Annotated in this window: 19 protein-coding genes; 7 read left to right on the forward strand and 12 right to left on the reverse strand. The window is 44.6% G+C overall.

Going from position 1 to position 13,319, the window contains the following annotated elements:
- Positions 1 to 23: 23 nt before the first annotated feature.
- The 6 genes from rpmJ (at position 24) to rplQ (ending at position 3,123) form a co-directional block, all read left to right on the forward strand.
- The gene (gene rpmJ, locus OCV36_RS01525) at positions 24 to 137 is read left to right on the forward strand and encodes a 50S ribosomal protein L36 (protein WP_000868186.1); all 114 of its coding nucleotides are present in this window, start codon (positions 24 to 26) and stop codon (positions 135 to 137) included.
- 148 nt (positions 138 to 285) lie between these two features.
- Positions 286 to 642, forward strand: coding sequence for a 30S ribosomal protein S13 (gene rpsM / locus OCV36_RS01530; RefSeq protein WP_004738779.1), 357 nt, complete (start codon positions 286 to 288; stop codon positions 640 to 642).
- 19 nt (positions 643 to 661) lie between these two features.
- Positions 662 to 1,051 carry a 30S ribosomal protein S11 gene (gene rpsK, locus OCV36_RS01535; protein WP_004738778.1) on the forward strand — a complete coding sequence of 130 codons (390 nt, stop codon included), beginning with the start codon at positions 662 to 664 and terminating at the stop codon, positions 1,049 to 1,051.
- Between the two features lie 31 nt (positions 1,052 to 1,082).
- Entirely contained in the window at positions 1,083 to 1,703 is a 621-nt protein-coding gene (gene rpsD, locus OCV36_RS01540; protein ID WP_017076303.1) for a 30S ribosomal protein S4, read from the forward strand.
- Positions 1,704 to 1,725: 22 nt separating this feature from the next.
- Positions 1,726 to 2,718, forward strand: a complete 993-nt coding sequence (locus OCV36_RS01545) for a DNA-directed RNA polymerase subunit alpha (RefSeq protein WP_004729813.1) — start codon at positions 1,726 to 1,728, stop codon at positions 2,716 to 2,718.
- Positions 2,719 to 2,742: 24 nt separating this feature from the next.
- Positions 2,743 to 3,123, forward strand: a complete 381-nt coding sequence (gene rplQ / locus OCV36_RS01550; RefSeq protein ID WP_004729812.1) for a 50S ribosomal protein L17 — start codon at positions 2,743 to 2,745, stop codon at positions 3,121 to 3,123.
- Positions 3,124 to 3,435: 312 nt separating this feature from the next.
- Here the strand turns inward: rplQ and OCV36_RS01555 are convergent, their stop codons facing one another.
- Positions 3,436 to 3,930 carry a DUF2780 domain-containing protein gene (locus OCV36_RS01555; protein WP_102438099.1) on the reverse strand — a complete coding sequence of 165 codons (495 nt, stop codon included), beginning with the start codon at positions 3,928 to 3,930 and terminating at the stop codon, positions 3,436 to 3,438.
- 134 nt (positions 3,931 to 4,064) lie between these two features.
- Entirely contained in the window at positions 4,065 to 4,685 is a 621-nt protein-coding gene (locus OCV36_RS01560; RefSeq protein ID WP_135458543.1) for an FKBP-type peptidyl-prolyl cis-trans isomerase, read from the reverse strand.
- Positions 4,686 to 4,898: 213 nt separating this feature from the next.
- Between OCV36_RS01560 and OCV36_RS01565 the strand changes: the two genes are divergently transcribed.
- Positions 4,899 to 5,483 carry a LysM-like peptidoglycan-binding domain-containing protein gene (locus tag OCV36_RS01565; RefSeq protein ID WP_135458545.1) on the forward strand — a complete coding sequence of 195 codons (585 nt, stop codon included), beginning with the start codon at positions 4,899 to 4,901 and terminating at the stop codon, positions 5,481 to 5,483.
- 55 nt (positions 5,484 to 5,538) lie between these two features.
- Here the strand turns inward: OCV36_RS01565 and OCV36_RS01570 are convergent, their stop codons facing one another.
- The 10 genes from OCV36_RS01570 to OCV36_RS01615 all read right to left on the reverse strand — a co-directional run bounded on the left by OCV36_RS01570 (position 5,539) and on the right by OCV36_RS01615 (position 13,236).
- On the reverse strand, positions 5,539 to 6,387 hold the full coding sequence (locus OCV36_RS01570) for a DMT family transporter (protein ID WP_135458547.1): 849 nt from the start codon (positions 6,385 to 6,387) through the stop codon (positions 5,539 to 5,541).
- Positions 6,387 to 6,839: a GNAT family N-acetyltransferase gene (locus OCV36_RS01575; protein WP_135458549.1), complete on the reverse strand. Its 453-nt coding sequence runs from the start codon at positions 6,837 to 6,839 to the stop codon at positions 6,387 to 6,389. Before OCV36_RS01575 ends, OCV36_RS01570 begins: the two co-directional genes overlap by 1 nt.
- Before the next feature lie 57 nt (positions 6,840 to 6,896).
- Positions 6,897 to 7,463, reverse strand: a complete 567-nt coding sequence (locus tag OCV36_RS01580) for a Crp/Fnr family transcriptional regulator (RefSeq protein WP_135458551.1) — start codon at positions 7,461 to 7,463, stop codon at positions 6,897 to 6,899.
- Positions 7,464 to 7,534: 71 nt separating this feature from the next.
- Positions 7,535 to 9,289 (reverse strand): lysophospholipid acyltransferase family protein, encoded by a 1,755-nt coding sequence (locus tag OCV36_RS01585; protein ID WP_135458553.1) that lies wholly within the window; start codon positions 9,287 to 9,289, stop codon positions 7,535 to 7,537.
- Between the two features lie 12 nt (positions 9,290 to 9,301).
- Positions 9,302 to 9,745 carry a hypothetical protein gene (locus OCV36_RS01590; protein WP_017076311.1) on the reverse strand — a complete coding sequence of 148 codons (444 nt, stop codon included), beginning with the start codon at positions 9,743 to 9,745 and terminating at the stop codon, positions 9,302 to 9,304.
- A gap of 10 nt (positions 9,746 to 9,755) precedes the next feature.
- Positions 9,756 to 10,193 (reverse strand): YHS domain-containing (seleno)protein, encoded by a 438-nt coding sequence (locus OCV36_RS01595; RefSeq protein ID WP_135458555.1) that lies wholly within the window; start codon positions 10,191 to 10,193, stop codon positions 9,756 to 9,758.
- Positions 10,194 to 10,205: 12 nt separating this feature from the next.
- A complete protein-coding gene (locus tag OCV36_RS01600) occupies positions 10,206 to 10,955 on the reverse strand; it encodes an NRDE family protein (RefSeq protein ID WP_135458557.1) in 750 nt (249 codons plus the stop codon).
- A gap of 1 nt (position 10,956) precedes the next feature.
- Positions 10,957 to 11,499 (reverse strand): DinB family protein, encoded by a 543-nt coding sequence (locus tag OCV36_RS01605; RefSeq protein WP_135458559.1) that lies wholly within the window; start codon positions 11,497 to 11,499, stop codon positions 10,957 to 10,959.
- Positions 11,500 to 11,518: 19 nt separating this feature from the next.
- The gene (locus OCV36_RS01610) at positions 11,519 to 12,652 is read right to left on the reverse strand and encodes an ATP-grasp domain-containing protein (RefSeq protein ID WP_135458561.1); all 1,134 of its coding nucleotides are present in this window, start codon (positions 12,650 to 12,652) and stop codon (positions 11,519 to 11,521) included.
- A complete protein-coding gene (locus OCV36_RS01615) occupies positions 12,649 to 13,236 on the reverse strand; it encodes a DedA family protein (protein ID WP_135458563.1) in 588 nt (195 codons plus the stop codon). Before OCV36_RS01615 ends, OCV36_RS01610 begins: the two co-directional genes overlap by 4 nt.
- Positions 13,237 to 13,319: the final 83 nt, after the last annotated feature.

The raw sequence follows: 13,319 nt of genomic DNA on the forward strand, positions 1-13,319 counted from the left end.
GATTCCATTTACGGAGTTTAGCAATGAAAGTTCGTGCTTCCGTTAAAAAAATCTGCCGTAACTGTAAAGTTATCAAGCGTAACGGTGTCGTTCGCGTGATTTGCAGTGAGCCAAAGCATAAGCAACGCCAAGGCTAATCAGCAGAAATTTTTACTTGAAATACTAGGTAGAGTCGAGTATATTCCTCGGCCTACCTTTTGCGTGCAAAAGAAGTAGTATGCCGCAGCGTATCCATCACGGGCTTTGCTGCGGATAATTCTTTTATGAACCCCTTAGGAGTGAATAATGGCCCGTATAGCCGGCATTAACATTCCTGATCATAAGCATTCTGTAATTGCACTTACTGCAATCTACGGTATTGGTAAAACTCGCTCTCAAGCTATTCTAGCTGAAGTGGGTATTGCTGAAGATGCTAAGATCAGTGAACTAACTGAAGAGCAGATCGATCAACTGCGTGATGGTGTAGCTAAATACACTGTAGAAGGTGATCTACGTCGTGAAGTATCGATGAACATCAAGCGTCTTATGGACCTTGGCTGTTACCGCGGTCTTCGTCATCGTCGCAGTCTACCACTACGTGGACAGCGTACTAAAACCAACGCTCGCACCCGTAAGGGTCCGCGCAAGCCGATCAAGAAATAGTCGGATAAGGTAGAGTACAATGGCAAAACAACCAACTCGCGCGCGTAAGCGCGTACGCAAGCAAGTAGCTGATGGCGTAGCGCACATTCATGCTTCTTTCAACAACACAATCGTAACTATCACTGACCGTCAAGGCAACGCTCTTGCATGGGCTACAGCAGGTGGTTCAGGTTTCCGTGGTTCTCGTAAATCTACTCCGTTCGCAGCACAAGTTGCAGCTGAGCGTTGTGGTGAAATGGCTAAAGAATATGGCCTAAAGAACTTGGAAGTTATGGTTAAGGGTCCAGGTCCAGGTCGCGAATCTACAGTTCGTGCACTGAACGCTGCTGGTTTCCGTATCACTAACATTGTTGATGCGACACCAATCCCTCATAACGGTTGTCGTCCACCTAAGAAACGTCGCGTTTAAGTTTCGTTTCTAGGAATATTGGAGAAAGATCATGGCAAGATATTTGGGTCCTAAGCTGAAGCTTAGCCGTCGCGAAGGTACTGACTTATTTCTTAAGTCTGGTGTCCGTGCGATCGATACCAAGTGTAAAATTGATAACGCACCAGGTGTACACGGCGCTCGTCGCGGTCGTCTATCTGAGTATGGCGTTCAGCTTCGCGAGAAGCAAAAAGTTCGTCGTATCTACGGCGTTCTAGAAAAACAATTCCGCAACTACTACAAAGAAGCTGCACGTCTTAAAGGCAACACAGGTGCAAACCTGCTTCAGCTTCTTGAAGGTCGTCTTGATAACGTAGTTTACCGTATGGGCTTTGGCGCTACTCGTGCTGAATCTCGTCAACTAGTTAGCCACAAGTCTATTCTAGTTAACGGTAAAGTTGTAAACGTTCCTTCTTTCAAAGTAGCGGCAAACGACGTTGTTTCTATCCGCGAGAAAGCTAAACAGCAATCTCGTATTAAAGCGGCTCTAGAAGTTGCTGAACAACGTGAAAAGCCAACTTGGATTGAAGTAGATGCTAGCAAGATGGAAGGTACATTCAAGCGTATGCCTGAGCGTTCTGACCTATCAGCTGACATCAATGAACACTTGATCGTCGAACTTTACTCTAAGTAAGGTTAAAAAAAGAGAGGACACAATGCAGGGTTCTGTAACAGAATTTCTTAAGCCGCGTCTTGTTGACATTGAACAGATCAATACGACACACGCGAAAGTAACTCTTGAGCCATTAGAGCGCGGTTTCGGCCACACTCTAGGTAATGCTCTTCGCCGCATTCTTCTATCTTCTATGCCGGGTTGTGCCGTAACAGAAGTTGAAATCGAAGGTGTGCTACACGAATACAGTACTAAAGAAGGCGTTCAGGAAGATATCCTAGAAATCCTTCTAAACCTTAAAGGTTTGGCTGTACGCGTTGCTGAAGGCAAAGATGAAGTGTTTATAACACTGAACAAATCAGGCTCAGGCCCTGTTGTTGCAGGTGACATCACCCACGATGGTGATGTAGAGATCGCTAACCCTGAGCACGTTATTTGTCACCTAACGGATGACAACGCTGAGATCGCTATGCGTATCAAAGTTGAACGTGGTCGTGGTTACGTTCCAGCTTCAGCTCGTATCCATACTGAAGAAGATGAGCGTCCAATCGGTCGTCTACTTGTTGACGCTACTTACAGCCCGGTCGATAAAATCGCCTACGCTGTAGAAGCGGCACGTGTAGAACAACGTACTGACTTAGACAAGCTTGTTATCGATATGGAAACGAACGGTACTCTTGAACCTGAGGAAGCAATCCGTCGTGCAGCTACTATTTTAGCTGAACAACTGGATGCGTTCGTAGATCTTCGTGATGTACGTGTACCTGAGGAGAAGGAAGAGAAGCCAGAATTCGATCCTATCCTACTGCGTCCTGTAGACGATCTTGAACTAACAGTTCGCTCTGCTAACTGTTTGAAAGCAGAAGCGATTCACTACATCGGTGATCTTGTACAGCGCACTGAGGTTGAGCTACTTAAAACGCCAAACCTTGGTAAGAAATCTCTTACAGAGATTAAAGATGTGCTTGCTTCACGTGGTCTTTCTCTAGGCATGCGCCTAGAAAACTGGCCACCAGCGTCAATCGCTGAAGATTAATCGAAAAGTTAGAAGGATTAGGTCATGCGCCATCGTAAAAGTGGTCGTCAACTCAACCGCAACAGCAGTCATCGCAAAGCGATGTTCAGCAACATGGCTAGCTCTCTTGTTCGTCACGAAGTTATTAAAACTACCGTGCCTAAAGCAAAAGAACTACGTCGCGTAATTGAGCCGTTGATTACCCTAGCTAAGACAGACAGTGTTGCTAACCGTCGTCTTGCATTTGCTCGCACTCGTGATAACGAAGTGGTAGCAAAACTATTTAATGAACTAGGCCCGCGTTTCGCGGCTCGCCAAGGTGGTTACACTCGCATTCTTAAATGTGGTTTCCGTACTGGTGATAAAGCTCCAATGGCTTACATTGAGCTTGTAGACCGCCCAGCTGCTGAAGAAGCTGCTGAGTAATCTATACTAGATTCTTAATACAAAAGCCGAGCATTAGCTCGGCTTTTTTGTATCTGGACTTTGCGTTTTTAAAGAATGAAACTTGCACCACGATGTTTGGCATTTGTTCTTGTCTTCCCTGCCTCACTATTCAAAAATATCTCGTATCTCGTATCTCGTATCTCGTATCTCGTATCTCGTATCTCGTATCTCGTATCTCGTATCTCGTATCTCGTATCTCGTATCTCGTATCTCAAATCCCTTTTCTTCCACGCACAAAAAAGAGCACCGAAGTGCCCTTACAATATTCTACTAATCGCTAATCGCGAAGGCCTACTGCCAAATAGCTGCAAGTGAATCCATCAATCCGCTGGTTGCACCTTGAGATTGAAGTGTTTGAAGAATGATTGGTGCGAATGTTGTAATCATTGACGAATCCATTCCTAAACCTGAAAAAGCGCTTTCTACAGCACCTTGTGAGCTTAGAACTGATGATAAGCCAGTAGATTCAAGTGAAGACATTCCAGGGATAAGCGACGCAAGTTCTTTATTGTCAGCAGAGCCAAGTGAGTTTTGTGCAAGCGCCAACATGGAACCAATTCCGCCGATAGCTTGATCGCTTGTTACAGACGCTTGGTCAGCAACGGTATCAGCAAGAGGTGTTGTTTCATTTTGTTGAGACCACATATTCACCGCTGCCATTAGTGCAGTTTGTGATAATTGGGAATAGTTGGTATCTGATGATGAACTGGTTTGTTCAGAATCGCTCGTGCTAGCGCAAGAGACTACAGCAAGGCTGCTGAGCATAGTGATGAGTATTTTCTTCATTATTCTTCCTTAAGTAATAAAGTAATCGACCTATTCACTATAAACGAAAAACGGCGATGTAGTCACATCGCCGTTGGATTATTTCAATTTTATTTGCCTATAGTATTTTGTTTTACTAAAGGTTTTTATAAAAATTAAAGAATAGCTAGAAGTTCTACTTCAAATACTAGAGCAGCAAATGGTGGGATTGCAGCACCTGCGCCACGCTCACCGTATGCTAGATCTTGAGGGATGTATAGCTTCCACTTAGAGCCAACAGGCATCATTTGTAGAGCTTGTACCCAACCTTGAATTACGCCAGTTACTGGGAATTCAGCAGGTTGACCGCGAGATACAGAGCTGTCGAAAACAGTACCGTCAGTTAGTTCGCCGTGGTAGTGAACACGTACTTGCTTGTCTGCAGTAGGGATTTCGCCAGTACCTTCAGTTAGTACTTCGTACTGAAGACCAGACTCAAGAACTGTTACTTCTGAACGAAGAGCGTTGTCAGATAGGAAAGCTTCGCCGTCAGCAGCTGCAGCTTTAGCTAGTTCTTGACGTGCAGCTTCACCACGAGTGTGTAGCTCTTGTAGTGCGTTGTTGATTTCGTCAACTTCGATAGCTGGCATGTCACCAACTAGAGCTGTTGCGATACCAGCAGCGATTGCGTCAACGTTTAGGCCTTCAAGACCAGAACCAGCAAGTTGTTGGCCCATTTGTAGACCGATACCGTAGCTAGCTTTTTGCCCTACAGTTTCAAATTTTACTTCAGACATGAAAAGTCACTCTTTTTGTCAGTACGAAAAGGGTAAGAATACCAGTATTAGCAGCCTGAATAAACGGCTAGCCCCTGATCACTTACGCTTTACCGTGTCCAAATCACAGCTATGTCAATTTTCTTGCTTTGGTCTCTGTTGTAGCGGAAAGATCTATACTGTTGGTACTTTGGTTTTTATACTGTAGTTATTCAATGTATAGGACGCAGTGGCATGAATCGTCGTCAAAAGAAAAAACAGAAAGTAGACCACTTAGCAGAGTTCAAGGATCGACTGAATCAGGTCAAAGAGAAATTAGGTTCGATCGATATAAAGAAAATGAAAACCTCAACAACACAAACTTGGGGATCATTACCGAAATTACACCAACGACTATTGATGGTGATTTCGCCGATCGTATTAATCTTACTTTTTGTGCCGCTACCAGAACCTAAAGTAGACGCAGCTCCAACAACATCGCGCGTCGAGCTTGAGATAAACACCGTTGGCTTAAGCGAACAGCAAAATGCCAAGAGCAGTTCATCAGAACCGAGCAAAAACAATTGGCAGGAGTACCTGGTTAAACAGGGTGATACGTTGGCGCAGGTTTTTCGAAACAACGATTTACCGTTGTCTGACCTGAATGCCTTAGTGCGTATTGAAGGTTCTGATAAGCCGTTAAGTCAGATCCGAAAAGGTCAGCTAGTTCGCTTTAAACTTGCCGAAACCGGTCAATTGGATATTCTTCAGCTAGAAAAAGGCGATACTTCGGTGATGTTTTTCCGTTTATCTGATGGTGGCTTTGGTCGCAGTAAATAAAATCGAACTACTCGTTATAAGCGTGTAGTTAGAATAAATATCAGACAGAAAAGAGCTAATGATTAGCTCTTTTTTTTGGTCGCTTGAAAGGGGCGAGCGGCAAAATAATCAACATAATTCCGATAAAGGTTAACGTATCTGGAATCTCATCGAACCATACCGCACCAATAATCGCGACAAAAACTAGCCCCGAATATTCTGCCAATGCTATTTGGCTTGAGTGTGCTTTCTGATAGGCCGCAACCGCAAGGCCGTTATAGCTTAATATGAGTGTTGCACTCAGTGCGATGTATCCCAAATTGTCCATAGACACGGGTTGCCAGTATACGAGGCAAAGTACCAATGAAGCAGGTATTGAACAAAACGTTGTCCACCACAGCGTAGTGACGACAGTTTGTTCACTGGGAAGCTTTCTTACTAAGACATTAAATAGCGCTAGGGTAAGTGCTGTGCCTAATGCAAACAGTGCTGCCCAGTGAAATTGCGAAGGCCTTAATACAATCAGCGCACCAATGAAGCCTATGGTTGTCGCGACAACCTTACCGAGTGCCGGTTGCTCCTTCAGTAGAAACATTGAGAGCGGTAGCATCAGTAGAGGGGCGATATAAAACACCGCATTGGCGGTCGCCAAAGACAAGTGAGTGATCGCAACGACCATACATCCGCTGCCGATTAGGATCAGTTGTCCTCGAATAAAGGTCACTTTAGCTTGTTGTAAGCGCCGTTGTTCTTTTTTCTGCTGTAGCCACAAAGGGGTGATGATGAGCAGAGATATCAACTGTCGAAAAAAAATATACTGAAGAGGTGGCACTTCGCCATTCAGTAGCTTTACCGCTACGTCCGAAAAAGAGGCAAACAGATTCCCCGCGATCAGCAATAAAATACCGACAGTGATGTTTGACATTACTTTTCTAATCTCATATCTACATGGGGAATATCATCTTCCAGATACATCTCTGAGATAGTTTTGAACCCGTGGTTCGCATAGAAGTGTTCAAGATGCTGTTGTGCTCCTATATCGATGGTCGTCTTAGGCCAAAGAGTCTCACAGCGCATCAATGCTTCTGTTATTAGCTGATGCCCTAAACCATTACCTCTTGCAGATTGTTTAGTCGCAACTCGGCCAATGCTTGTATTGTCGTAACTGGCGCCTGGTGGTAATAAACGTGCACATGCCACTAACTCTTCATTGGCGTAGCCAAGTAAGTGATGGACACCTGCGAGTGTATCTTTACCGTCGAGCTCTGGATAGGGGCAAGTTTGCTCAACCACAAATACATCAACTCGTAATCTAAGTAGTTGATAAAGCTGTTGTGTTGAAAGTTCAGAGAAAGGAATTGAGTGCCAAGTGATCATGTTTACATCCAGAGATTATCGATGCTCTGAATGTACTATGTGCGATGATTATTGGCATTAACTATTGTTAATTCGACCTTTAATTCTGCTCAGACTGATCGCGGTTATACCTAGGTAAGCCGCAATTTGGTTGTCGTTCAAGCGCTGCTCAAGATCGGGGTAGTGTTCACAGAACAGTTGGTAACGTTGCTCTGGGGTATAGAGCAGCATAAAGCGTTCTTTGTTTTCTTTATGCATTAGCTGAGTTTCTAACAACTTTAAATACAAAAGGTTGTTTGATGCGCGCCATTCGATAACGGCGTTCATTGGTAGCTCTAACAGTGTTATTGGTGTGAGTGTTTCTAGTAGGTAAGGGGACGCTTGGTTCTTTATCAAACTCTCAAAGCCGATGATCCAGTCTTGCTCCCAATAGAACTCTTTGCTGTATTGCTTACCGTCGTCTGTGAGGTAGCAAGCATGGCACAAGCCTTCAAGTACAAAGTAGATTGAGCTCGCCATTTCTCCTTGATTGATGAGGATATGTCTTGTTGGCAGTTCAAGCGGTTTCGCGACGGCTAATAGAGATTCAATCTGACTTTGAGAGAAGTCGAAGCTTTGTAGTTGTTCGATAAAAGAGGTGTGCATGAAAATAACCTAACCCAAATAAGTGCCGAAATCATCGCACTTATTTGAGTGTAGGTACAGAGCAGGCGAAATCAACGTCGAGCGTGCTGTTCTAGATAATCTTGAGCGAGGTCTCTTCCCATGTATTTACCTAGGGTTTTCAATGGTACTTTCTTGAGATTAACCACAATCAAGCCATCCAGAGCATCATTAAATGAAGGGTCGACGTTAAAACACACCAGCTTACCGTTCATTCCAAGGTATTGGCGCAATAAGACAGGTAGGCCTTTTCCTTGCTCCATACGGGCCAATACTTTTGACAGCAGAGGTACACTTGCTAGTGAAGAGAGCAGGTGGTTTTGCCAGAACACATTATTACTGGTATTGAGTGGTGATGAAGGAGATACCAGATTCGCTTTTTGTTCATCGTAATGATGTATGGATAAGGTGGTCGCTATTAATAAACGCGCATTGTGGCTGTAATCATTACTGATACTGACCGGACCAAACAAATGGGTATATTGAGGGTGGCGATATACAAAGGCCGCGATGCCTTTCCATAAGAGCAACAGTGAATTAAGACTCTTCTGATAAGGCTTACTCACTACTGAGCGTCCAAGTTCAATACTGTTATCTAAGGTGTCAATGAACTCTTGATTGTAGTTAAACAGGCTACGAGAGTAGAGCTTATCAAGCCCGTGTTCTGCGATTAGCTTGTCGACCATACCAAGTCGGTAAGCGCCCACTAACTCAGCCTTGGTTTTGTTCCACACAAACAGTTGATGGTAGTAAAGGTCATACTCATCTAAGTCACAGGCAAGTCCGCTGCCTTCTCCGACTTCTCGGAAACTCTCTTCTCTCACTCGACCAATTTCTCGCATCAAGTTGGGGATTGATTGGCTTGGTGTGCAGTAGACTTCGAAGTCACCTTGCTCGAGCAGTTTCATCTCTTCAGGGAGCGAATTAATCTCGATTGACAATACTTCTGGTGAGATTGGCGTTATCACTTGAGTGTCAAAAGATGGGGTATGGACTGCTGTGCTAAGGCTATCTTGTTGACTCATCAGATAGGTATTGAGTCGCAGATAGTTGACGATATCCATCTCTTTTTCAAACGATTTTATCTCTGAATACGGAATCGATGAGCCAATAGAGATAGAGATAGTAGTCGCTTGCTTATTAAGAAGTTCGCGCCCGAGTAGAGCGGTTCTCAACAAAGGATGAACACGGCCAGCTTGATAGAAAAGCTCACTGTTTTTACCATTGATGAAGATAGGAACCGTAGTGGCTTGATGACGCTTGACGAACTTGGCAACGGATTTGCTCCATTCGATGTCTGTCAGTGTTTTTGCCCCTTTACGGTAACTCGATACTTCGCCCGCAGGGAACACAATCAAAAGTCCGCCATCGGACAAGTGACGATTGGCATCTCGAATGGCTTTTGCATTGGTGCGTTTCGATTCTTTACTGTTAAATACATCGACACCGATGAAAAGATCATCCAGTTCAGGCAATCGCTTGAGCAACTCATTCGCCAACACCTTCACATCTTTCCTTACCGATCCTACGAGATCAGCAAGGATCACACCTTCAATCGCGCCAAGCGGGTGGTTAGCCACAATGACTACAGGTCCTTCTTCAAGGATATTATCAGTGGAGCCTGCTGAAACAGAATAGTCGATGTTCAATGCCGACAGGGTGTGGTGCATGAATTCAAAGCTAGATAACTCATTCGGTCTATCTTGATAGAGTTTGTCTAGCTTAGATAGCCCAGTTGCCCACTCGACAACAGACTCACCTAAGCCAAAAGGTGTGTAACGTGGTAAACGAAAAGGACTATCAATCATAATATAGCTACCTTATTGACTAAAGTTGTGTAGGAAACCGTCTTGATTCTTGAAATCTTTAACACTTAAAAATGCACCGCATAGCCAGACTAGGCATGCCATGCCAAACAATAATCCGCCGTCATAACCGACAATTTCACCTGCCGCATTAAACTCAGGCATTTGGATACCTAATGGCGTAAATAAGTGGAAGAAAATCGCGCCACTCATAATCCCTACACTCATGATGGCACCAAGGCCATGCCACCGTGTGAACAACAGAATGGCTGCAATCAGCTCAGCGCCACCAATTAAGTAGCCGCCAAATGAGCCAAACCAGCTTAGGCCTGACCATGTAGCTAGGGTGCCAAAGATATGCTCAGTTTCGTATGAGCCGGTGAACTTAAAAAATAGCGACTGAATAAATACGAAAGCGATAAATGCCGCAGGGATATGCTTAGCTGGAGTCAATGTCATGATTATTCCTTTACTTGATCAGTTGCGGCCAAACGGTGTCGGCTTTTTGAATATGCTGTGCTCGGTCTTGTTCCCAACGTTGCTTAATCTCTTGGTCGTAGTTGAGGTACAGCTTGTTATCAACAATTGTCCATTGATTAGGGTCACCGGGTGCAAAGTCACTTTTTGCTGAAACAGCCCAAGCGCAATAGCCACCATATTGAGGGGCATATTTTTCAGGATTATTAACAAATAAAGTCAGATTCTTTTCAGAAGAGAAATACCAGTTCGCACCTTTGTACTCTGTGCTGAAGTCTTTACTGCCTTCAATAGGCTTACCTGAAGTGAAATAAGCGACGGTATCGTAGCCATCGAGCGCCTTGCTGCTAAAGAATCCGGTGTAGATTTCGTCTGCAGCAAATACGTAAGGGCTAACAAGTAGCATGACCATGGTTAATAGTTTTCTCATGATGGACTCCATCTATAGATTGATTGCTGGTGATAAATCGAAGGTAAAACGCTGTTGATTTATCTGGCATGGTTTAATGGGTTCACAAGGCGAGCCGGGTGCGTAAAACATAGAGGCTTGGCCGTGTAGATTGCGTAAGTGTGTAAAGCTCACGGTGTGCGCGTCTTCACGATGCATACAGGTCGCTAAATGAGGCTCTTCGCTGTGATGGTGAGAGTGAAACCTAAGCAAGTTCTGCTGATTCTTACCTGTCTCCATAAGCTGGTCATACTTAGCTTGTCGGTAGGCTTGCACTCGCAATAGTTCAACACCGGATGAGAATAACGGTGAATCGGTGTCGACTATTTTTTGTTGAATACCATCCCACATGAAGGCGATAACTAAACCATTGTTCTGAGTTAAATTCGGCGCGAAAGCCAACAAGGTAAATGGAGCAAAAGAGTGTAAGTCGAGCTTATGAAATGCCTCAGAAATCTGAGTAATGCTGTGACTCGATGATAAGTTCTTGAGCAACAAACCGCGGCTGATCAAAGGGCCAGCAGGAACGGTGCCTTGATAGTTGTTGAGCAGACATAGCGAAAGTCCGAACTCATTAATACTGATCCAGCTACCACCACCGGTTGGGTCGAGTGGCATGATGATATCGACGCCGTTGACTCGATATTGTTTAGGTGGCATCGCCAGTGCTCGCGTCTTTTGTTCATCACGATTAAAGAAAACTTGATAGCCATTTTCTTCAAGCAGCCAAGATACTGAACACATTTTATTGCTCCCTCAGGTAGCTGCTAGTGGTAGGGGCATAACCAAAGGTGTTGCAGGTTTCGATATCTAAAAAGGTGGTGATCACCTTGATCATCGCATAGTGATGATTGGCATGCAGGGCTGCAAAGGTGACCTCTCTTTCTAACGTTGAAGGCAGGCTGGCGAATACCTGGGTATCCATTGAAACTTCGGTTTGGATCATGATAGGCGTTTCGAGATCTCTGCGGTCTAATCGTTCAAGCCAGTTGATCACATAGTGGATCTCTTTCAACGCAATCGATCTGTCGTATTCGACGGGATGACCACGACGACGAGTGTTGTAATCAACGGTCGCATTCTCTTTTAAAATTAAAGCGTGAAAAAGATCGAGCGTATGACGAGTATGCTCACCAATAGAGCTTGTGACGTGCGGCTTTGCTCGTGTCAGATAGTCGCTGTCAGATATCGCTAACAAAAATTCTAGACCCTGATTTAATATTTCTACCGCTCCTGTGATACTAGGAGAGAAAGAAGTGAGGGCGCTCGGTTGGGCTATGGGGTTCATTCATGGTCCTCGTACAAAGTTAGTCAGTGGTCGGATATTGTTGAACAAGACGTCGCTCTTCTTGCCACGCAGCGAATAAGCTCTTGAAAGAAGGAGTCTTATGGCCTCGTTGTTTTTGCTGAGCGCCAATATCAAAAAGAATGCGGTATTGCAAAAGTAGCGTAGAAAATATCTCTCGCAGTGGTGTGTTGCGATCCCAGATATGCCCAGCCTCACTGCTTGCGCCATTGACCTCAAGGATCGTGAAATCCTCGCCGTTCATTAGGCTGTGCATGTCCTTAAACTTGACGTCGAGTCGGCCAAAGTGGAAGCCATCGAAGTCGTCGAATATCTCATCTAAGCGTTCGGTCAAAGCTTGGGTGATGTATTGATTGCCGTCTCGGAAGATACAGCCACGGCTATGACTACCTGCAAACGCGAGTTGGAATTCTTCACCCTCTGCGAGCACTTGATCTAATTTATCTTCATGCCTTGGCAGATATAGGTGACTAAGTTGCCCAGCACGCGGGCTATTTTCAATTAACTGTTTGAGTGTCGAGGAACCATCACCCGTTACCATTGGCGAGTATTTGAGTGTGATCGAGATGATCTCGCCTTGCTTTTTATTTGGGTAGCGCACATAGAAAACGCCAGCTTCGGCTTGATAAGGCGCCTTTTCTTGCAGTAGAAAGCGAGCATTATTTGGAAAAGATTCAACATATTGCTCAAGTTGATCTTGTGTGTTGATCAGCTTAACGCCAACGCCTCGACAGCCAAGATCCGGTTTCGCCACTATGGGGAAGTCAAGATCCGATTGTGTTAGCGCACTGAGTGCATCTTCGGTTTGTTTTTTACTATTAAGATCCGTTTTGGTTAGGGTAATAAACGGAGAGATCCAACGCTGACTTGATGATCCGGCAAGGCTTAATATTTCGTGTTTTGATTCACCTACCATGCCACTCAACTTAATGCTTGGGTTGGCGATGAGCGGCAGTGCCCAGTCAAAGTGCCGTAACCCTTGCATCAAGCTTTGAACCACTACTGGAGTGTAAAAAAACCAAGTCGGAAGGAATTCATAAGGAGAGACACTACGCACGGTATCTTTTTCAAGCAGAGGCATACCTGCATTGATTTGATGCGCAGGGATGATGCGAATATCTTTCGGTGAACTCATGATAATCCTCTAGAGTAGGTTTTATTCATTAATCGATTACCGATAAACAGTAAAGCGATGGCACACGGGATGACGATCCATTGATATTCAGAGGCTTGCAGCCACGCTGATGTCCCTAAATAGTAGATGGTAGAGAAGACAATGCCAGTCCAGATCGCAGTAGCACTAATGACAGCAAACAAAAAAGTAGGAAGTGGAATTGCGAAAAAGCCACTTAAGGTAAAGCCAACAGTGCGAAGCCCCGGGATAAAGCGGATGACAAAAAGGCTGCTGAACGCGTTCTGACGTAATTTAGTACGAAGCGAACGAAAGTACTTATTAGTGAGGGCTTTGTAACGAACGCCTCTGAAGTAACGTCCTGATTTTCCTAGGTAATAGAGTCCCAAGTCACCAGTGGCAATACCGATGAAAATGGCAAGCAACGCATATTGAGGAAGAATGAGCCCTTGAGTTGCTAAACCAGCTGCCGTAACAATCGCAAGATCTTCAAGCAGGTAAGAAAGCGCGATGATGCCAAACATCAGCCATAGCAACGACTCCTCCCCTGAATGTAACCATGCTTGAATGCTCTCGACGCTGCTCATTAAATATCCTTATCTATCCTATAAATGAATGGCTTAATGATCATTCATTGAGTGTAGTAAATTAAATAGACAGGAGGAGCGGG

It is taken from the genome of Vibrio echinoideorum (genome assembly GCF_024347455.1).
Lineage (GTDB): Bacteria > Pseudomonadota > Gammaproteobacteria > Enterobacterales > Vibrionaceae > Vibrio > Vibrio echinoideorum.